Source organism: Bradyrhizobium sp. Pha-3 (genome assembly GCF_042258325.1).
Taxonomy (GTDB): Bacteria; Pseudomonadota; Alphaproteobacteria; order Rhizobiales; family Xanthobacteraceae; genus Bradyrhizobium; species Bradyrhizobium elkanii.
Window position 1 is genome coordinate 2,715,042 of record NZ_CP170151.1, and the last position, 20,030, is coordinate 2,735,071.

The following is a 20,030-nucleotide window of genomic DNA, read 5'->3' on the forward strand; positions in this document are numbered from 1 at the left end:
CCGGCCCTTTCTCTCCACTCAACTCCGAACCGGACTGGCACGCGTCGATGGCGACCGCCGTATCCATTCTTCCAGCGCAGCAACTGGCGACGCTGGAGGACGCCTACCGCAAGTCCGTCGCACGCCAGCGGTTGAAGGCCGCGCTGGCAACGGCGGCCTTCTGTGCGGTGCTGGTGATCGCGGCGTTCGGCGCGGAAGTGAACCTGCGCACGCTGTTCACCTATTTCGGCAATTTCGTCAGCTATTTCGATCGCATCCTGACGCTGGATTCCGGCGCGCGGGTCTGGACCGATCCCGCCGAATGGTTCTGGGGTTGGCATAAATGGCTGAAGATGCTCGGCGAGACGATCCTGATCAGCTATGTCGGCACGCTGACGGGTGCCGTGCTCGCCTTCGCGCTCAATTTCTTCGCGGCCCAGAATACGTCGCCAGGCCCGTGGGTACGTTTCACGATCCGCCGCCTGCTGGAATTCGCGCGCACCGTTCCCGGCATCGTGTTCGCGCTGATCTTCGTGATCGCGTTCGGCCTCGGGCCGATGGCCGGCGTACTGGCGATCGCGATCCACACCACCGGGGCGCTCGGCAAGTTGTTTGCCGAGATCGTCGAGAATGCCGACATGAAGCCGGTCGAGGGCATCCGCTCCACCGGCGCGAGCTGGCTGTCCTGCATGCGCTTTGCCGTGCTGCCGCAGGTCTCGGCCGGCTATGCCAGCTATGCGCTGCTGCGCTTCGAGATCAACGTCCGCGAGGCGTCGGTGATGGGCTTCGTCGGCGCCGGCGGCATCGGCCAGGAGCTCGTGGTCGCGATCCGCAAGTTCTACTATTCCGACGTCAGCGCCATCCTCATCACCATCATCGTCACCGTCTTCATCATCGACATCTCGACCGGCTGGTTGCGCGGCCGGCTGTTCGGCAAGGAGACCCGTCGATGAGCCAGATGCCGAGGCCGGACACCACGGAACTGCGCGCGAAGTACCCCGGCGTCTTCGAACGTCCCGCATCGGCACGGCTGGCGATGCCAGCCATGATCGCGGCGGCGCTCGCGATCTTCGTGTTCGGACTGGTCGATCTCGATTTCTCGCCGTCCAGGCTGATCGCGGGCCTCGGCCAGCTCGGCTGGATCACCATGCTGATGCTCCCGCCGAATCCGGGCTCGTCGTTTCCGCTCTACATGCAGGCGCTCGGCGAGACGCTGTCGATCGCGGTGCTCGGCACCACGCTTGCCGCGCTGCTGGCGCTGCCGGTCAGCCTGCTGGCGGCGCGCAACATCATCCCCTCGAATCTGATCCGCTTTCCGGTGCGCCGCTTCCTGGATTCGATCCGCGGCGTCGATACGCTGATCTGGGCGCTGGTCTGGATCAACGTCGTCGGTCTCGGCCCGTTCGCCGGCGTGCTCGCGATCATGGTGTCCGACTTCGGCGCATTCGGAAAGCTGTTCTCGGAGGCGATCGAGGCGGCGGATCGCAAACAGGTCGAGGGCATCCGCGCCTCCGGCGGCAACGCGCTGCACGAGATCCGCTTCGGCCTGCTGCCGCAGGTGCTGCCCGTGATCGCCGGGCAGGTGCTCTACTTCATCGAGTCGAACACGCGTTCGGCGACCATCATCGGCATCGTCGGCGCCGGCGGCATCGGCTTGCAGCTCGCCGAGCAGATCCGCGTGCTGGAATGGCAGAAGGTATCGTTCCTGATCCTGATGATCCTGATCGCGGTTGCCGCGATCGATTTCATCTCCAGCAAGCTGCGCTTTGCGATCATCGGGCAAAGGGCGGTGGTGTAGCTTCTTCTTCGCCTCTCCCCGCGTGCGGGGAGAGGCCGGAATTTTCGCGCAGCGCAAATTCCGGGTGAGGGGGACTCTCCGCACACTCAAAGCTTTCGAAGTCGCGGAGACAGCCCCTCACCCCAACCCTCTCCCCGCAAGAGCGGGGCGAGGGAGCAGAAGCACGTCAACCATTCTCGACCAGAAACTCGACGCGCTCGGCGGCGAAGCGCGAGCGCTTGGTCACCAGCGGCTGGTCCAGCATGTCGACGTCGGTGGCGTCGACCACCAGCACCGGCCGTCCCAGCGGCAGGTCGAGCCGCGCGGCGTCGGTCGCATCGACAATCGCCGCGGTGATCCGGGTCGAGGCGCGGTGGTAGTCCTTGACGCCGTAATGTCCGAGCAGCTTGGTCATCGAGCGAACGTTGGCGAATACGCTGCCGGCATCGGGAAACCGCTCGGCAGACAGCCAGGTGGTGGAGACGCAGATCGGCGTCCGGTCGGCGAGCCGCACCGCTTCGATCCGGATCAGTGGCGCACCGATCTTCAGGCCCAGTTCGCGTGCGATCTCGCGATTGGCAACGTCGTCGCCCGCTTCGATCAACTGGCCGCGCGGCTCGTGGCCGCCGGCGCCGACGATCTCGGAAAATCGCGTGCGTGAGCGCAAGGGATAGGCGAGGCGTTGGGCTTCGACATAGGTGCCGCTGCCGCGCTCCGCGCGTACCAGGCCGCGCTCGGCCAATGCGGCGAGCGCCCGCCGCACGGTGTGGCGGTTGACCCGATACGTCTCGGCGATCTCCATCTCGCCGGGCAGCTTTTCGCCGGCGGCAAAGCGGCCGTCAGCGATGCCGCGCTCGATGCCGTCGGCGACCTGCCGCCACAAGGCGACGCCGGAACTTTCCTGCATGCTCATGGCGCGGTGATACCAGAAATCTTTGGTTTGTCACGAAACAGTCATGGCGCTCCGCTATCAAGTTGTCTAGTATCATAGACAACTTGATGCAAGCAAGGTTGCCCAAAGGTTTGCCCATGAGTTCGACCGGACCAAACAGCAAACAGGCCCAGCGCAAGGCCGCGATGACGGTGCTGGCGCACGCCGCCGCTGCGGACATTGCCGGCAGGCTGGCCGCGATCGAGGTGCCCGCGCATGAGAACCTGCGCGAGCCGGAAAACGGCCTTGTGATGCTGCGCGGACGGATCGGCGGCGACGGTGCGCCGTTCAATCTCGGCGAGGCGACGGTGTCGCGCGCGGCGGTGCGGCTTGCGACCGGCGAGGTCGGCTTCGGCTACACGCTCGGCCGGGACGCGCGCAAGGCGCAGATGATCGCGCTGTGCGACGCCATGGTGCAGTCGGCGGAGCTGTCCGGCGAAGTGGAGGCCAAGGTGATCGCGCCGCTGCGCGTCGCCATGAACGCCGAACGCGGCCGCAAGGCGGCCGAAACCGCGGCGACGCGGGTCGATTTCTACACGATGGTGCGCGGTGAGGGATGATGCAATGACGACGATTGCCGAAATGCCCGCGGGCTTTGCCGACAAGGTGCTGTCGGCGCAGTCGACTTTCCGTTCCGTGATGGATGCGATGGCGCGCCCGGGCAGCGTGCAGCACGTCGCCGCGAGCGTCGGAACGCCCGCCGGCATGATGCGCGGCTCGGCCGCGATCGCGCTGACCCTGTTCGATCACGACACGCCGATCTGGCTCGACGCCGCGATGTCGGCGACGCCGGACGTCGCCCGCTGGCTGAAGTTTCACGCCAGCGCGCCGGTGGTGGCCGATTCCTCGATCGCGAGCTTCGCTTTGATCGGCGATGCCGCGAGCCTGCCGGCGCTGGAGCATTTTGCGTTCGGCAGCAGCGAATATCCTGACCGGTCGACCACGCTGATCCTGCAGGTCGACAGCCTGTCGCAGGGTCCGGCCTTCGAGCTGAAAGGGCCCGGCATCGACGGCAGCGCCGTGCTGCAGGCGATGATCAAGCCGCGCGACCTGTTCCAGCGGCTTTCGATCAACGAAGCCCTGTTCCCGCGCGGCATCGATGTCGTGCTGGTCCATGACGATGCCATTGTGGCGATCCCGCGCACCACGCGGCTGATCGCAAGCGGAGTGTGAGCGATGTATGTAGCCGTCAAGGGAGGCGAGCGCGCCATCGAGAACGCCCATCGTCTGCTCGCGCATGAGCGGCGCGGCGACCGCGACGTGCCCGAGATGACGCTGGCACAGATCTCCGAGCAGCTCGCGCTTGGTGTCGATCGCGTGATGACCGAAGGGTCGCTCTACGACCGCGAGCTCGCGGCGCTCGCGATCAAGCAGGCGCGCGGCGATATGATCGAGGCGATCTTCCTGGTCCGCGCCTTTCGCGCCACGTTGCCGCGCTTCGGCGCCACCGAACCGGTCAACACCGGCGAGATGCAGGTGCGGCGGCGGATCTCCTCGACCTTCAAGGACGTTCCGGGCGGCCAGATCCTGGGACCGACCTTCGACTACACCCATCGCCTGCTCGATCCGCAGCTCGCGGAAGGCTTTGTGCCGGAGCAGCCGGCGACCGCGGAGGCCTCGCAGGCCGCCACGCCGCGGGTGACCGACATTCTCGGCCGTGACGGTCTGATCGAATCCTCGCCGCAGGCAGATAGCGACACGCCGGTCGGCGACCTCACGCGCGAGCCGTTGAGCTTTCCGGCCGATCGCGATCTGCGGCTGCAGAACCTGGCGCGCGGCGATGAGGGCTTCCTGCTCGCGCTCGGCTACTCGACGCAGCGCGGCTACGGCCGCAATCACCCCTTCGCCGGCGAGATCCGCTTCGGCGAGGTCGAGGTCGAGTTCTTCGCCGAGGACGCGGGCTTTGCCGTGCCGCTCGGCTCGATCGAATTGACCGAGTGCCAGATGGTCAACCAGTTCAAGGGCTCGACCACCGAGGCGCCCTGCTTTACCCGCGGCTATGGCCTCGCCTTCGGCCAGAGCGAACGCAAGGCCATGTCGATGGCGCTGGTCGATCGCGCGCTGCGTGCGCGTGAGCTCGGCGAGGAGGCGGCGGCGCCGGCGCAGGACGAGGAGTTCGTGATGTCGCACTCCGACAATGTCCAGTCGACCGGCTTCGTCGAGCATCTCAAGTTGCCGCACTATGTCGACTTCCAGTCCGAGCTCGGTCTCTTGCGCAAGCTGCGGCAGGAGTTCGCGGAAGCCAACGAAGCGGTGGAAATGCAGGAGGCCGCGGAATGAACGCGCCGACGTACAACTTCGCCTATCTCGACGAGCAGACCAAGCGGATGATCCGCCGCGCGATCCTGAAGGCGATCGCCATCCCCGGCTATCAGGTGCCGTTTGCGAGCCGCGAGATGCCGATGCCCTATGGCTGGGGCACCGGCGGCGTGCAGGTGACGGCGGCGATCCTCGGTCCCGACGACGTGCTGAAGGTGATCGACCAGGGCTCGGACGACACCACCAACGCGATCTCGATCCGCAAGTTCTTCGGCAAGACCGCCGGTGTCGCGACCACGACCTCGACCACGGACGCGACCGTGATCCAGACCCGACATCGCATTCCCGAGGCGTCGCTGCATGCCGGGCAGGTGCTGGTCTATCAGGTGCCGATCCCCGAGCCGCTGCGCTTCCTCGAACCGCGCGAGACCGAGACGCGGCGCATGCACGCGCTCGCCGAATACGGGCTGATGCACGTCAAGCTCTACGAGGACATCGCGCGCTTCGGCCATATCGCCACCGCCTACGCCTATCCGGTGAAGGTGAACGCGCGCTACGTGATGGACCCGTCGCCGACGCCGAAATTCGACAATCCGAAGATGGACAATTGCGCGGCGCTGCAGCTGTTCGGCGCCGGCCGCGAGAAGCGCATCTACGCGATCCCGCCCTACACCACCGTGGTCTCGCTGGACTTCGAGGATCATCCGTTCACGCGCTACCGCTTCAACGCGCCCTGCGCGCTGTGCGGCGCCGACAATTCCTATCTCGACGAGATCGTCACCGACGACAAGGGCGGGCGGATGTTTGTCTGCTCCGACACGGACTTCTGCGAGCAGCGCCAGGCCGCCGGCCATCACGGCACCGAGAGCGCAGCGCCGCACAAGGAGAAGGCGCATGTCTGAGCTCTCGAGCCTCGAGAACGATGAGCCGCTGCTGGTTGCCGAGGGGCTTGCCAAGAATTACGGCCGGCTTGCCGCCTGCCGCGACGTCTCGTTCGCGCTCTATTCGGGCGAGGTGCTGGCGATCGTCGGCGAGTCCGGCTCGGGCAAGTCGACGCTGCTGCAGTTGCTCTCGGCGCAGCTCGCGCCGAGCGCGGGCCGGGTGTCCTACCGGATGCGCGACGGCGTGCTGCGCGATCTCGCCGAGCTCGGTGAGGCCGAGCGGCGCTTCCTGTTTCGCACCGACTGGGGCTTCGTGCACCAGGACCCGGCGCAGGGCCTGCGCATGGGCGTGTCGGCCGGCGCCAATGTCGGCGAGCGGCTGATGGCGGTCGGCTGGAATCATTACGGCCGCATTCGCGACACCGCGTCGACCTGGCTGGAGCGGGTCGAGATCGATACCGGCCGCATCGACGACGCGCCGAAGACCTATTCCGGCGGCATGCGGCAGCGGCTGCAGATCGCCCGCAACCTCGTCACCGAGCCGCGGCTGGTGTTCATGGACGAGCCGACCGGCGGCCTCGATGTCTCGGTGCAGGCGCGTTTGCTCGACCTGATGCGCAACCTCGTCAGCGAGCTCGGGCTTGCCGCGATCGTCGTGACCCACGATCTGGCGGTGGCGCGCTTGCTCTCGCATCGCGTGATGGTGATGAAGGGCGGCCGCGTCATCGAGACCGGCCTCACCGACCAGGTGCTCGACGATCCGCGCGAGCCCTACACGCAGCTGCTCGTTTCCTCGATTCTTCCGCCATGAGCGTGCCAATGACCGCGATGATCGAACTTGCCGACGCCGAGAAGACCTTCACCATGCACCTGCAGGGCGGCGTCGAATTGCCCGTGGTGCGCGGCGTCTCGTTCCACGCCGATCCGGGTGAGTGCGTGGTGTTGTCGGGCCCGTCGGGCGCCGGCAAATCCTCGATCCTGAAGATGATCTTCGGCAACTACCGCTGCGACAGCGGCCGGATCGGTATCCGCCATCACGGCAAGGTTGTCGACCTTGCCACCGCCGAGCCGCGCCAGGTGCTCAGCATCCGCCGCTCGACCATCGGCTATGTCAGCCAGTTCCTGCGTGCCGTGCCGCGGGTGGCGACGATCGACGTCGTTGCCGAGCCCTTGATCGTCAACGGCGTGGCGCGCGAGGAGGCCCGCGCGCGCGCCGGCCAGCTGCTGCGCCGGCTCAACATTCCGGAGCGGCTGTGGACCTTGCCGCCCTCGACCTTCTCCGGCGGCGAGCAGCAGCGGGTCAACATCGCACGCGGCTTCATCTCGGACCTGCCGATCCTGCTGCTGGACGAGCCGACCGCTTCGCTCGATGCGGCGAATCGCGCCGTGGTGGTCGAGCTGATCGCGGAGAAGAAAACCAAGGGCGTCGCGATGGTCGCGATTGTCCATGACGACGAAATCCGTCATCTGATTGCCGACCGCATCGTCGATGTGACCTCGTTCGCCGCTGCTGCCTGAAGGACCGTTTGAAATGACCGCCAAGCAAGACACCATCATCGGCAACGCCCGGCTGGTCCTCGCCGATCGCGTGATCGAGCAGGGCTGGGTCGCGATATCCGACGGCAGGATCGCGGAATTCGGCGAGGGCAGGGCGCCCGAGCCCGCCGAGGACGCCGGCGGCGACCTCCTGATGCCCGGGCTGATCGAGCTGCACACCGACCATCTCGAGATGCACTATGTGCCGCGGCCGAAGGTGTTCTGGAATCCGGTCGCGGCCGTGATCTCCTATGACGGGCAGCTCGCGACCTCAGGCATCACCACGGTGCTGGATTCGCTGCGGGTCTGGCGCGAGGACGGCGCCGAGGATGTCGACGGCCGGGCCGGCGTGCTGGCGGCGGCGATCGCGGCGGCGCGCGAGGAGAATCTGCTGCGCGCCGATCATTTCCTGCATCTGCGCTGCGAAGTGCCGATGCCGGACGTCGTTGCCGAGGCCAAGGAACTGATCGACCGGCCGGACGTGCGGCTGATGTCGCTGATGGACCACACGCCCGGCCAGCGCCAGTTCCGCGACGAGGTGAAGCTGCGCGACTATTATCGCGGCAAGGGCGGCGGCATGACCGACGCCCAGCTCGACGTGCTGTTCGCCCGGCGCTTCGCCTATCAGAAGGAATATGCTGTTGCGAACACCCGCGCCATCGTCGCGCTGGCGCATGAGTACAGGATCCCGCTGGCGAGCCATGACGACACCACGGATGAAAACGTGGTCGACGCCGTCAACGACAAGGTCGCGGTGGCGGAGTTCCCGACCACGATGGAAGCTGCGCGGGGCTTGCACGCCGCCGGAATCGACATCCTGATGGGTGCGCCGAATGTGGTGCGCGGCGGTTCGCACTCCGGCAATATCGCGGCCGTCGATCTCGCCAATGAGGGCATGCTCGATATCCTGTCGTCGGACTACATTCCGTCCAGCCTGCTGATGGCGGCGCTGCAATTGCCGCGGCATGTGCCGGCGATCGATCTCGCCTCCGCCGTGCGCACCGTGACCAAGACACCGGCCGAAGCGGTCGGGCTCAACGACCGCGGCGAGATCGCGGTCGGCCGGCGTGCCGACCTGATCCGCGTGCACGTCGCGCGCGATCTGCCTGTCGTGCGCAGCGTCTGGCGCGAAGGGGGGAGGGTCGCATGACCGATGCATCCGTCGTCGCCGATCGGCGCGCCGGAATCGGTCCCGGCCGGCTGATCCTGGTGGTCGGCCCGAGCGGCGCCGGCAAGGACACGCTGCTGGGGTTCGCCAAAGCGGCCTGCGGCGATGACCGCGTTGTCGTGTTTCCCCGCCGGCTGATCACCCGCCAGGCCTCGGCGTCGGAGGACAATGAGGAGGTCAGCGCGGAAACCTTCCAGCGCGCGGTAGCTGCCGGTGACTACGCCATGCACTGGGAAGCGCACGGCCATCGCTATGCGCTGTCGCGGTTGATCAACGACGATATCGGTGCAGGACGTACCGTGATCGCGAACGTCTCGCGCACCGTGATCGCGGCGGCGCGCCGCAACTATGCCAATGCTGTCGTGGTGCTGGTCACGGCGCCGCCGGATGTGCTGGCCGCGCGGCTCGCAATGCGGGCGCGCAGCAGCGACGGCCTTCTCGAGCAACGGCTGGCCCGCACCGTCGACGAGAGCACGTCGACGCCCGATTTCACCATCGTCAATTCCGGCACCGCCGACTATCATGCGCGACAGCTTGTCCGCATCATCAAGGGCGAACGCTGGGACGAATAGAGCGTTTTCGAGCGAAGTGGATAGCGGTTCGCGTGAAGAAAACGCGTCGAAAGGGAACCAGAGGAGAACGGCACGTATGTCGGTGATCGAAACGGTCGAGCAACTTGAGGCGATCTACGGCTTCCCGAACGACGCGTCGACCGTGAAGGTCGCCGATCACGTGACGCCGCTCTATCGTGTGCTCATCGAGAAGTCGCCGTTCGTGTCGCTTGCGACCGCAGGCCCCGAAGGGCTCGATTGCTCGCCGCGCGGCGACCTGCCGGGCTTTGTGCGCATCCATGATGCGAAGACGCTGATGATGCCGGATCGCCGCGGCAACAATCGCTGCGATTCGCTGCGCAACATCGTCCGCGATCCCCGCGTCGGCTTGCTGTTCCTCATTCCGGGCTCGGGCAGCACGCTGCGCGTCAACGGCCGCGCTCATGTCACGGCGGAGCCGGAGCTGCTCGCCTCCTTCATGATGGAAGGCAAGGCACCGCGCACGGTGATCGTAATGCATGTGGAGGAGATCTATTTCCAGTGTGCGCGCGCGATCGTGCGCTCCGATCTCTGGAATCCGGACAAGCGGGTCGATCCGAAGGTGTTGCCGACGCCGGGCCAGATCCTGGCCGAGATGAGCGAGCACACGGTCGGCGGCGAAAAATACGATCGGGAATGGCCGGAGCGCGCGCGGCAGACGATGTGGTGATCCGCGTGGATGGCTGGGAAGCATGATCCGGAAAAGTGCGAAGCGGTTTTCCCTGCGACAAACGCGAAGCGATTGCGCGGAGATCATGCTCAAACAAAAGCGCTATAGCGCGCTGACGATTGAACCCATCGCGCTTTAGGCTTCAGCCCGGTCTTCCCAGTCCTCCCAGGTCACGTCAGCATTGATCTCGAGGTAGCGCGCAACGGCGACGCCGATGGTCGGGAAGAAGTTGTTTTCGCCAAGTTGTGCCAGCAGGCCGAATTTCTTCAGCTTGTCCTTGACGGGATCCTTGAGCTCGGCAAAGCACAGCTCGATCTTCTGTGCGTGCAACGCCTCGTCGAGCTCGGCGAGAATGTCGCCGGCGGTCACGTCCACGCTGGTGACCGGCTCGGCCGTGACCACCAGCCAGCGCACCGGCGTCGGAGATTTCGCCACGGCGTCCAGCGCGCGTTCCTTGAAGAACTCGGCATTGGCAAAGAACAGCGGCGCATCCCATCGGAACAGCACCAGCCCGGGGACCTGGCGAGCGTCCGGATATCGCGTGATGTCGTGATAGCCCTTCACGCCGGAGGCGCGGCCCAGCACGGCGGAATGCGGCCGCCAGCCGTCCCACAAGAATTCGACGATGGCGAGCACGATGGCGAGGCCTATTCCGGGAATCACGCCCAGCACGGCCACGCCGACAAAGCAGACCATCGATAGCCAGAACTCCCACTGCTGAATGCGGTAGATTCGCCTGAGGTCGCCGACCTCAAACAGGCCGAGCGCGGCGGCGATGACGACGGCAGCCAACGCGGCGTTGGGCAAGTGCTGGAGCAGGTTCGGCGCTATCAGCAGCAGAAAGGCGATGGCAAGCGCGCCGATGACGCTGGTCAATTGAGTGCGCGCTCCGGCAGCTTCCGCTACAGGCGTGCGCGATCCGCTGCTGCTGATCGGAAAACCCTGAAAAAAGCCGGCCGCCAGATTGGCCGCGCCGAGCCCCACCATCTCCTGGTTGGGATCAACACGATCGCCCAATCGTCCCGCATAGGCGCGCGAAAGCACGCTGGTGTCGGCGAACGACACCAGCGCGACGGCGCTGCCGCCGATCAGCACCTGCACGATGTCGCCATAGCCGATCCGGGGAATGGCAAATCCCGGCAGGCCCTGGGGAAGCGAACCCAGGACTGTCACGCCGACGCGTGCCCCGAGATCGAAAACCCCGGTGATGACCGTCGCCGCGACGACGGCAATCAGAATGCCCGGGAGCCGCTTGTTCCGGGCGAGCAGCAGGATCACCGCCAGCGTCGCAAGGCCGATCCCGAGGGTCGCCCAATTCGTCTTTCCGTCGACGATTGCTCCGATGACCGCCCAGAGGCTGCGCAGAGGTCCATCGCCTTCAATGGAAAAGCCGAACAGCTTTGGCAGCTGGCTGATCAGCACGGTCAGGGCTATTCCGTTCATGTAGCCGTAGCGGATCGGCTTGGAGAGAAGCTCGGTCAGGAATCCCAGCCGCGCGATGCCCGCGACGATGCATATCGTTCCGGAGACGACTGCCATCATGGCGGCCAGGGTTGCCGGGCGCAGGGGATCGCCGCCCGACAGCGGAACGACGACGCCGAGGATGATGGCCGCAAGCGCCGAGTCCGGTCCAAGGACAAGGATGCGGCTCGGCCCGAACAGCGCGTACACGAGCAGCGGAACGATCGTCGCATAGAGCCCGTAGATGCCGGGCAGGCCGGATGCTTCCGCATAGGCGATGCCGACCGGGACCAGCATGGTCGCGAGCACCAGCCCGCCGACGATGTCGTGTGGGAGCCATGCCGCTTGATATCGACGCAGCGTGTCGAGACCCGGCAGCCAGCCGGTCCAATGATTCATCCCCGGTCACTCCCAACTTCGTTGGGGCTCGCAGGCGCTTGACGTGAACTGCTCTACCCCTTCGCCTGCTCATCAAACGCCTTCAGCGACACCGCTGCAATCTCGCGCAGCGCGTTGCGGTCGGCACCCGAGGAGGCCATCACGCACATGCCTGATGTCACCGCGGAGAGATAGCGGGCAAGGGTGGCCGCATCGGCGCTTTCACCCAGGTCGCGTTCGGCCTTTGCGCGGACGAAACGTTCGTGCAACTGGTCCTCGGTTCGGGTGCGGCGAGCTGCCAGTTCAAATGGAACATTCTCCGAGCCGGTGCCGCAGGCAAGGCCGCCCTGCACCAGCAGGCAGCCCGGCGGGTTGGCGGGATCGGTCTGGGCGTCCGCGTGCTCCATCAGAAATCGTTCGGCCACCTCTCGGGCGGTGGCGGCGCCCAAAACCTTTTCCATCCAGGCGTCGCGCTTCTCGGTGTAACGGTCGAGCGCGGCCTTCAGCAGACCCTCCTTGCTGCCGAAGGCGGCATAGAGACTCGGGGGATTGATGTTCATCGCCTCGGTGAGCTGGGCGATCGTCGCGCCCTCGTAACCGTGGCGCCAGAACACATCCATGGCCTGGTCCAAAGCGGCGTCCGCGTCGAAAGCGCGGGGGCGTCCCATTCCCATATTTCGTTGCTCCGTAAGCCGGGTGCCGTTTCTATGACGAATTGTCCCTGGCTTATCCTCTTGTTGCACGTGATGTTTTTCCGCGACTTCCCATTTCCCCATGAATGAGATAAGAAATTCATAGTGCTCGATACATAAGTATCTTGCGAACCGGCGTCCAGCTCCACATCTGTAGCGAACACTACAGATATCTGGAGCGCGTGAATGCCCTCGTCAACCCAAAATCCCCGTTCCGGCCGCTTGCGACGTGTCGTCGGCGGTATCGTGATCCTTGGCGCCGTCGCGGTGGCCGGTTCGATCGCGACCGGTCACTATTTTCATGCCGCACAGGCGACCGCGACTGCCGCGGCTCCCGAGCCGGCGGTCCCGGTCACCGTTGCCGTGATCCAGCCGCGGCCGACCACGCTGTTCGATGACTTTTCGGGCCGGCTCGAAGCCGTCGACCGTGTCCAGCTCCGGCCGCGGGTGGCGGGCGCGATCCTGTCGACCAACTTCACCGAGGGCGCGCTGGTGAAGTCCGGCGATATCCTGTTCAAGATCGACCCTGCGCCCTACGCCGCCGAGGTCGATCGCGCCCAGGCGCAGCTTGAGGCCGCCAAGGCCCGCGTCGTGTTCACCACGAGCGAAGTCGAGCGCGGCGCGCAGCTGGTTGGCAACAACATCGTGACCAAGCGCGATTTCGACCAGCGCGACAACGCCAATCGCGAGGCAGTCGCCAACGTCAAGGCCGCCGAGGCCGCGCTCCAGACGGCCAAACTCAATCTCGACTACACCGAGGTGCGGGCACCGGTCGACGGCCGGGTCGGCAGGATCGAGGTCACCGTCGGCAATCTCGTCGCGGCAGGTACGTCTTCGCCGGTCCTGACCTCGCTGGTCTCGGTCAATCCGATCTATGCGAGCTTCGATGCCGACGAGGAAGTCGTGCTGCGCGCGCTGAACTCGATCGCGGACGCCTCCGGCAAGCGCGGCAATCTCGACCAGATTCCGGTCGACATGGTGACGTCGGGCGGCCTCGGCGCCAAGGGGCACATCCAGTTGATCGACAACCAGGTCAACGGGCAGAGCGGCACCATCCGGGTCCGCGCGGTGTTCAAGAACGAAGACGGCCGGCTGATCCCCGGGCAATTCGCCCGCGTGCGCATGGGCCAGCCCAAGCAGCAGACGCTGGTGCTGATCGACGAGCGCGCCGTCGGCACCGACCAGGACAAGAAGTTCGTCATGCTGGTCGGCGACGACAGCCGTGCGGTCTATCGCTCCGTCACGCTCGGCGGCGCGGTCGATGGCCTGCGGATCGTCACCGCCGGCTTGAAATCCGGCGACCGCATCGTCGTCAACGGCCTGCAGCGCGTGCGTCCGGGTGCGCTTCTGAAGATGGAAGTCGCCGAAATGGGCGCGCGCGGCATGCAGCAGGCATCCACTGAAACCAACCAGCACGTCGTGCAGCGCTAGGCGCTGCGCGCGGGGGCGGAGCCATGAATCTCTCAAAATTCTTTATCGACCGGCCGATCTTCGCCGGCGTGCTTTCGATCCTGATCTTCCTGGCCGGCCTGATTTCGCTGCTGGCGATGCCGATCTCTGAATATCCCGACGTGGTGCCGCCGTCGGTCGTGGTGCGCGCGACCTATCCCGGCGCCAATCCGAAGGTGATCGCCGAGACCGTCGCGACCCCGATCGAGGAGCAGATCAACGGCGTCGAAGGCATGCTCTATATGTCGAGCCAGGCGACCACCGACGGCGCGATGACGCTGACGGTGACGTTCCGGCTCGGCACCGACCCCGACAAGGCGACCCAACTGGTACAGAACCGCGTGCAGCAGGCCGAGCCGCGCCTGCCGGCCGTGGTGCGCCAGCTCGGCATCATCACCAAGAAGAGCTCGCCCGACCTCACCATGGTCGTGCATCTGCTGTCGCCGAACAACCGCTATGACATGACGTATCTGCGCAACTACGCGGTGCTCAACGTCAAGGACCGGCTGGCGCGGATCGACGGCGTCGGCGACGTCCAGCTCTATGGCGCCGGCGACTATTCGATGCGAGTCTGGGTCGACCCGCAGAAGGCCGCCGAGCATTCGCTGACCGCGAGCGACGTCGTGCGCGCGATCCAGGCCCAGAACGTCGAGGCCGCCGCCGGCGTGGTCGGCTCCTCGCCCAGCGTCAAGGGCATCGACCTCCAGCTCTCCGTCAACGCCGAGGGACGGCTGTCGACCGAGGAGCAGTTCGGCGACATCGTGGTCAAGACCGGTTCGGCCGGCGAAGTGGTGCGGCTGCGCGACGTCGCGCGGGTCGAGCTCGGCGCCTCCGAATACGGCCTGCGCTCGCTGCTCGACAACAAGCAGGCGGTCGCCATCCCGATCTTCCAGGCGCCCGGTTCGAACGCGCTGGAGATCTCCGACCATGTTCGCGCGACGATGGCCGAGATCAAGAAGAACATGCCGGAAGGCGTGTCGTACCAGATCGTCTACGATCCGACGCAATTCGTGCGCTCGTCGATCGAGGCCGTCATCCACACGCTGCTCGAGGCGGTGGCGCTCGTCGTGCTGGTCGTGATCCTGTTCCTGCAGACCTGGCGCGCCTCGATCATCCCATTGATCGCGGTCCCGGTGTCGATTGTCGGCACTTTCGCGGTGATGCATGTGTTCGGCTTCTCGATCAACGCGCTCAGCCTGTTCGGCCTGGTGCTGGCGATCGGCATCGTGGTCGACGACGCCATCGTCGTGGTCGAGAACGTCGAGCGCAACATCGAGTCCGGCCTGTCGCCGCGCGACGCCACCAACCAGGCGATGCGCGAAGTGTCCGGCCCGATCATCGCGATCGCGTTGGTCTTGATCGCGGTGTTCGTGCCGCTCGCCTTCATCTCCGGCCTCACCGGACAGTTCTACAAGCAGTTCGCGCTGACCATCGCGATCTCGACCGTAATCTCCGCGATCAATTCGCTGACGCTGTCGCCGGCGCTGTCGGCGCTGCTGCTGAAGGGCCATCATGAGCCGAAGGACTGGCTGACCCGGGTCATGGAAAGGTCGCTCGGCTGGTTCTTCCGCGGCTTCAACAAGGTCTTTACCAAGTCCTCCGAGAACTACGGCCGCACCGTCACCAAGGTGATCTACGGCAAGGCCGTGGTGATCGGCCTCTACGTGCTGCTGATCGGCCTGACCGGCGTGCTGTTCAAGCAGGTGCCTGGTGGATTCGTGCCGGGCCAGGACAAGCAGTATCTGGTCGGCTTTGCCCGGCTGCCCGATGGCGCGACGCTTGACCGCACCGAGGAAGTGATCCGCAAGATGAGCGACATCGCGCTGACCCAGCCCGGCGTCGAAAGCTCGGTGGCGTTCCCCGGCCTGTCGATCTCCGGCTTCACCAACTCCTCCAACGCCGGCATCGTGTTCTCGACCTTGAAGCCGTTCGACGAGCGCAAGGATCCCTCGCTCAGTGGTCCGGCGATCGCGGCGGCGCTGAACAAGAAATATGCCGGCATCCAGGATGCCTTCATTGCCATGTTCCCGCCGCCGCCGGTCAACGGTCTCGGCACCATCGGCGGCTTCAAGCTGCAGATCGAGGACCGCGCGGGCCTCGGCTATGAGGCGCTGAACGACGCGACCAAGGCGTTCATGGCGGCGATGCAGAAGGCCCCGGAGATCGCCGGCGTGTTCTCGAGCTTCCAGGTCAACGTGCCGCAGCTGTTCGCCGACATCGACCGCACCAAGGCGTTGCAGCTCGGCGTGCCGGTCACGGAAGTCTTCAACACGCTGCAGATCTATCTCGGCTCCTATTACGTCAACGACTTCAACAAATTCGGCCGCACCTATTCGGTCTATGTGCAGGCGGACGCGCCGTTCCGCGCGCGTGCCGACGACATCAGGCAGTTGAAGGTGCGCTCGTCGTCGGGCGACATGGTGCCGCTGTCGGCGCTGCTGAAGGTCCGCCAGAGCGCGGGGCCGGAGCGTGCGATCCGCTACAACGGCTTCCTGTCGTCGGACATCAACGCCGCTGCGGCGCCGGGTTATTCCTCCGGTCAGGCCCAGGAGGCGGCGACGCGGATCGCGGCCGAAACGCTGCCGCCCGGATTCGCTTTCGAATGGACCGACCTGACCTATCAGGAGTTCATCGCCGGCAATTCCGGAATCTGGGTGTTTCCGCTGGCGATCCTCTTGGTGTTCCTGGTGCTCGCCGCGCTCTATGAAAGCCTGGCGCTGCCGCTCTCGATCATCATGATCGTGCCGATGGGGCTATTGGCCGCGATGTTCGGGGTCTGGCTGTCGAAGGGCGACAACAACGTCTTCACCCAGATCGGCCTGATCGTGCTGGTCGGATTGTCGGCCAAGAACGCCATCCTGATCGTCGAATTCGCGCGCGAGCTCGAATTCGCCGGGTGGTCACCGATCCGTGCCGCGATCGAGGCGAGCCGGCTGCGGTTGCGGCCGATCCTGATGACGTCGATGGCGTTCATCATGGGCGTGCTGCCGCTGGTGCTGTCGACCGGCGCGGGCTCGGAGATGCGGCGCGCGATGGGTGTCGCGGTGTTCTCCGGCATGATCGGCGTCACGGTGTTCGGCCTGTTCCTGACGCCGGTGTTCTATGTGCTGCTGCGCAGCCTCACCGGGATGAAGCCGTTGACGCAGCACGGCGAGACGACCATCCCCGGAAAAGCACACGCGGCATGATGCCGCGTGTGTAAGCTTGATGTCAGCTTCGAAGGATCAGGCTGCGATATCGAGCAGCAGCAGTGACGAACCGCGGACCAGCACCTTGCGGCCCGCGGGCGTCAGCTCAAACGAGTCTCCTCGCACCGCAACATAGCCGAGCGTGACCAGGCTTTCGACAGCAAAGCGGTTCAGCCGTGAAGGGTTTGCTGCGGGGGCCCGCAACGCTTTCAGCGCATCCCACTGATCGGGTCTGAGTTCGAATTCTTCGCTCATCGGTCTAGGCACTCCAGGAGTTCTTGGCGTGCGAGATACAGAGCGCAGATGAATTTCGTGCGACCACAACGAGTCAGGATTTCGATTTATGTGGACGCGTCGTCACATCGCCGTGTCATTGGAATACTTCAATTTTTTCGAATCATTGCGGCGCATTGACGCGTGATGTCGTCACAGTGATTAACTGCACATCGTCACATAGGTTAATCGTCTCGATTAACCGGGTTAATCACCTGGATTAATCGGGTTAGTCGTCGCGGTTAACCGCGACGCACACTTGCGCCGCCATCGACCGGCAACGTCACACCTGTGATGAAATTGGCCTCATCGGAGGCGAGAAACAGCGCGGCATTGGCGACGTCCCAGCCGGTGCCCATCTTGTGACGCAGCGGCACCTTGCTATCGCGCTCAGCCTCGACCTCGGCGCGGCTCTTCTTGAATTCGCGGGCGCGCGTGTCCACCGCCATCGGTGTGTTCATCAATCCCGGCAGGATCACGTTTGCGCGAATGCCATATTGCGCATTCTGGTAGGCGAGCTGTTCGGTGAAGGCGATCATCGCCGACTTGGTCGCCTTGTAGGCGACGTAGGGATAGGTCGTGATCGCGGCCATCGACGAGATGTTGATGATCGAGCCACGCTGCTGCGTGCGCATGATGGGGATCACGTGCTTGGCGGCGAGGATGCAGCTCTTCAGGTTGATCGCCACGCAGCGATCGAACGCCTCCTCGGTGATATCAAGCAGTTCGGCATCGCCGCCGGAGAGGCTGACGCCGACATTGTTGTGCAGGATGTCGACACTGCCCCAACGGACATGTGCGTCCGCCACCATCGACTTGATGTCGGCATTTTTGGTGACGTCGGCCTTGAAGGCGACTGAAGTCCCGCCTGTGGCCGCGATCAGGTCGACCGTCTCCTGCGCCGAAGCCAGATTGTGATCGACGCACAGCACCCTGGCGCCTTCGCGCGCGAAGGTCAGCGCGGTGGCGCGGCCGTTGCCGATGCCCTCGCCGGGGCTCTGGCCGGCGCCGACGACGATGGCGACGCGATCTTGCAGGCGCATGTCACTTCACTCCCTGTAGCGGGTACTGCTGCAGTACCTCCTTGTAGTGCGGTTCGTTGTCGATCTGCATGGTGGCGAGCACGCGCACCACGGCGCAGTAGAACGCGATCGTCAGCACGAGGTCAGTCATGTGCTCGTCGGAGAGATATTGCTTGATCTCGGCGAAGGTCGCATCCGACATCGCGAGCTCGCGCACCATCTCACGGGCGCCTTTGAGGATCGTCTTCGCCAGCGGCTCGAGCTTCGAGGGTCTACCATCGGTCTCCGCGATCAAGCCCCGGATGTCCTCGTCGGTGACGCCGAACTCCTTGCCGATCTTCACATGGTGGGTGAACTCGTATTCCGACTGCTCGAGCCAGCCGACCTGCAGGATCGCGAGTTCGCGTAAGCGCGGATCGAGCTTGCTCTTGAAGCGGATATAGCTGCCGACGCCGTTAAAGGCGCGCGCCATGTCCGGCGAGTTCACCAGGAGCTTGTGCAGATTGGTGTTGCGCTTGAGCATGTCGCGATATTCGGGAGCGACCTGATCGGCTTCGAGATAGGGCAGGCGGGCCATTGTTGTTGTCCTTGGTTCGGCGGCTTGCGGAAGAGGCGGCTGTTGTTTCAGCCGTAGAGGGCTTTGTGCTCACTGGCGTAGTTGGCGTAGGAGTCCTTCATGCTGGCGCCGTTGAGCAGCATGGTCGCAACCAAGGCGTTGTCGGCATCGAACACCGTCGAGCGCACCCACATGCTCTCGGTGCGCTTGCTGCCGGACAGCGCCACGACCTCGCGCTCGACCCAATAGGTCTCGCCGGGGAATAGCGGCCCGCGCAAAAGACGGATCTCCTGGTCGGCGAACAGCCCGACCGCGGGGCCGCGGACCGGCAGCCGGTCCTCGCGCGCGCGGTACTGGAACAGCACGCTCAGCATCTCCATCGGGATGATGGCGCGGCCCCAGGGATTGTGCTCCAGCGAATAGTAGTCCGACGGCTCGGTGATCACTTTGAGCTTGTCGGCCAGCGAAAACGGATAGAGGTCGCCCATGTTCTGGTCGAAATCCATCTTGATCGCCTGCCGCGGCGTCTTCATGCCGAGCTTGATGTCGGCGAGGATGACGGGATCGGTCAGCGGCTTCAATTCGCCAAGCCGGCGGCTGAGCGCCGTCTCGGTGCCGTCGCCGTCGATCGAGGCGGTGCCGCGCAGGATCTCGGTGCCGTCGCGCTTGATCATCCCGATCGTGCAAACGGTCTGCCCCGGCTTCGGCTTCTCGATCTGGGCCTGCACCTCTTCGCCTTCGAACACCGGGTTGCGGTAGTGCGCCGAGAGGCATCCCGTCATGAACCAGGCGCGGCCCCAGATCCGCTCGCACAGCGGCGCGAACTGGCTGAAATGGGTCGGTCCCTCGATCGTGCCGCCGCGGAAGCCGAGCTTCTGCGCCGTTGCATCGTCGTGAATCGAGGCGTGGGAATCGTAGGTCTGGGCCTGCAGCATCTGCTTCGGGCTGCGCCAGGGACCCACCAGCAGATCGCCGTTCTCCACGATTTCCGTCGTGAATGCGGATTCGACTGTAATCATCCTTGGTCTCCCTTTGCGCGCCACCGTTTCAAAGATGCCGGGGTTCGGCAAGCCTCGCAGAGCAACAAAGCCTCGCAGAGCAACAAGGCCCCGCATGCGCAACATGAGATATGTGCTGCGGCCATGGAACGGGGCTGTTCATGCATAACAAAATCAGTGCATGCTGATGCATGATCATTTCCGAAGATAATGAGACCGGTT

The 20,030-nt window shown here is 65.0% G+C and carries 20 protein-coding genes; 13 read left to right on the forward strand and 7 right to left on the reverse strand.

Going from position 1 to position 20,030, the window contains the following annotated elements:
* Positions 1 to 47 precede the first annotated feature (47 nt).
* Complete coding sequence (gene phnE / locus ACE10X_RS12680; protein WP_038386535.1) at positions 48 to 932, forward strand: phosphonate ABC transporter, permease protein PhnE; 885 nt, start codon at positions 48 to 50, stop codon at positions 930 to 932.
* Positions 929 to 1,777, forward strand: coding sequence for a phosphonate ABC transporter, permease protein PhnE (phnE, locus tag ACE10X_RS12685; protein WP_038386534.1), 849 nt, complete (start codon positions 929 to 931; stop codon positions 1,775 to 1,777). Before phnE (ACE10X_RS12680) ends, phnE (ACE10X_RS12685) begins: the two co-directional genes overlap by 4 nt.
* A 166-nt stretch (positions 1,778 to 1,943) precedes the next feature.
* On the opposite strand, the gene phnF is transcribed toward phnE (ACE10X_RS12685), so the two are convergent.
* Positions 1,944 to 2,669: a phosphonate metabolism transcriptional regulator PhnF gene (gene phnF, locus ACE10X_RS12690; RefSeq protein WP_016846420.1), complete on the reverse strand. Its 726-nt coding sequence runs from the start codon at positions 2,667 to 2,669 to the stop codon at positions 1,944 to 1,946.
* A 116-nt stretch (positions 2,670 to 2,785) separates the two neighbouring features.
* On the opposite strand from phnF, the gene phnG reads away from it, so the two are divergent.
* From phnG to ACE10X_RS12735, 9 genes are all read left to right on the forward strand, one after another.
* Positions 2,786 to 3,247 carry a phosphonate C-P lyase system protein PhnG gene (phnG, locus tag ACE10X_RS12695; RefSeq protein ID WP_038386531.1) on the forward strand — a complete coding sequence of 154 codons (462 nt, stop codon included), beginning with the start codon at positions 2,786 to 2,788 and terminating at the stop codon, positions 3,245 to 3,247.
* 4 nt (positions 3,248 to 3,251) lie between these two features.
* Complete coding sequence (gene phnH, locus ACE10X_RS12700; RefSeq protein WP_038386530.1) at positions 3,252 to 3,860, forward strand: phosphonate C-P lyase system protein PhnH; 609 nt, start codon at positions 3,252 to 3,254, stop codon at positions 3,858 to 3,860.
* 3 nt (positions 3,861 to 3,863) lie between these two features.
* Positions 3,864 to 4,967: a carbon-phosphorus lyase complex subunit PhnI gene (locus ACE10X_RS12705; RefSeq protein WP_038386529.1), complete on the forward strand. Its 1,104-nt coding sequence runs from the start codon at positions 3,864 to 3,866 to the stop codon at positions 4,965 to 4,967.
* Positions 4,964 to 5,848 carry an alpha-D-ribose 1-methylphosphonate 5-phosphate C-P-lyase PhnJ gene (locus ACE10X_RS12710; protein ID WP_016846424.1) on the forward strand — a complete coding sequence of 295 codons (885 nt, stop codon included), beginning with the start codon at positions 4,964 to 4,966 and terminating at the stop codon, positions 5,846 to 5,848. The genes ACE10X_RS12705 and ACE10X_RS12710 overlap by 4 nt, the downstream gene beginning before the upstream one ends.
* A complete protein-coding gene (phnK, locus tag ACE10X_RS12715; protein WP_038386528.1) occupies positions 5,841 to 6,638 on the forward strand; it encodes a phosphonate C-P lyase system protein PhnK in 798 nt (265 codons plus the stop codon). Before ACE10X_RS12710 ends, phnK begins: the two co-directional genes overlap by 8 nt.
* A gap of 8 nt (positions 6,639 to 6,646) precedes the next feature.
* Complete coding sequence (gene phnL / locus ACE10X_RS12720; RefSeq protein WP_028334536.1) at positions 6,647 to 7,345, forward strand: phosphonate C-P lyase system protein PhnL; 699 nt, start codon at positions 6,647 to 6,649, stop codon at positions 7,343 to 7,345.
* Positions 7,346 to 7,358: 13 nt separating this feature from the next.
* Positions 7,359 to 8,513 (forward strand): alpha-D-ribose 1-methylphosphonate 5-triphosphate diphosphatase, encoded by a 1,155-nt coding sequence (locus ACE10X_RS12725; protein ID WP_038386527.1) that lies wholly within the window; start codon positions 7,359 to 7,361, stop codon positions 8,511 to 8,513.
* Positions 8,510 to 9,103, forward strand: a complete 594-nt coding sequence (phnN, locus tag ACE10X_RS12730; protein ID WP_038386526.1) for a phosphonate metabolism protein/1,5-bisphosphokinase (PRPP-forming) PhnN — start codon at positions 8,510 to 8,512, stop codon at positions 9,101 to 9,103. The genes ACE10X_RS12725 and phnN overlap by 4 nt, the downstream gene beginning before the upstream one ends.
* A gap of 76 nt (positions 9,104 to 9,179) precedes the next feature.
* Complete coding sequence (locus ACE10X_RS12735) at positions 9,180 to 9,791, forward strand: pyridoxamine 5'-phosphate oxidase family protein (RefSeq protein ID WP_038386525.1); 612 nt, start codon at positions 9,180 to 9,182, stop codon at positions 9,789 to 9,791.
* Positions 9,792 to 9,926: 135 nt separating this feature from the next.
* Here ACE10X_RS12735 and ACE10X_RS12740 read toward each other — a convergent pair whose 3' ends face one another.
* On the reverse strand, positions 9,927 to 11,651 hold the full coding sequence (locus ACE10X_RS12740) for a SulP family inorganic anion transporter (RefSeq protein WP_038386524.1): 1,725 nt from the start codon (positions 11,649 to 11,651) through the stop codon (positions 9,927 to 9,929).
* A 53-nt stretch (positions 11,652 to 11,704) separates the two neighbouring features.
* Positions 11,705 to 12,304, reverse strand: a complete 600-nt coding sequence (locus ACE10X_RS12745) for a TetR/AcrR family transcriptional regulator (protein ID WP_038386523.1) — start codon at positions 12,302 to 12,304, stop codon at positions 11,705 to 11,707.
* A 204-nt stretch (positions 12,305 to 12,508) separates the two neighbouring features.
* Between ACE10X_RS12745 and ACE10X_RS12750 the strand changes: the two genes are divergently transcribed.
* Together ACE10X_RS12750 and ACE10X_RS12755 are read left to right on the forward strand one after the other, a co-directional pair.
* On the forward strand, positions 12,509 to 13,753 hold the full coding sequence (locus ACE10X_RS12750) for an efflux RND transporter periplasmic adaptor subunit (protein ID WP_038386522.1): 1,245 nt from the start codon (positions 12,509 to 12,511) through the stop codon (positions 13,751 to 13,753).
* A 23-nt stretch (positions 13,754 to 13,776) separates the two neighbouring features.
* Complete coding sequence (locus ACE10X_RS12755; protein ID WP_038386521.1) at positions 13,777 to 16,959, forward strand: efflux RND transporter permease subunit; 3,183 nt, start codon at positions 13,777 to 13,779, stop codon at positions 16,957 to 16,959.
* A gap of 36 nt (positions 16,960 to 16,995) precedes the next feature.
* On the opposite strand, the gene ACE10X_RS12760 is transcribed toward ACE10X_RS12755, so the two are convergent.
* The 4 genes from ACE10X_RS12760 to ACE10X_RS12775 form a co-directional block, all read right to left on the reverse strand.
* Positions 16,996 to 17,214, reverse strand: coding sequence for a hypothetical protein (locus ACE10X_RS12760; protein ID WP_016845043.1), 219 nt, complete (start codon positions 17,212 to 17,214; stop codon positions 16,996 to 16,998).
* 260 nt (positions 17,215 to 17,474) lie between these two features.
* A complete protein-coding gene (locus tag ACE10X_RS12765; protein ID WP_038386520.1) occupies positions 17,475 to 18,275 on the reverse strand; it encodes an SDR family NAD(P)-dependent oxidoreductase in 801 nt (266 codons plus the stop codon).
* Between the two features lies 1 nt (position 18,276).
* Entirely contained in the window at positions 18,277 to 18,831 is a 555-nt protein-coding gene (locus ACE10X_RS12770; RefSeq protein WP_038386519.1) for a carboxymuconolactone decarboxylase family protein, read from the reverse strand.
* A gap of 47 nt (positions 18,832 to 18,878) precedes the next feature.
* Positions 18,879 to 19,829 carry a hypothetical protein gene (locus ACE10X_RS12775; RefSeq protein WP_304556589.1) on the reverse strand — a complete coding sequence of 317 codons (951 nt, stop codon included), beginning with the start codon at positions 19,827 to 19,829 and terminating at the stop codon, positions 18,879 to 18,881.
* Positions 19,830 to 20,030: the final 201 nt, after the last annotated feature.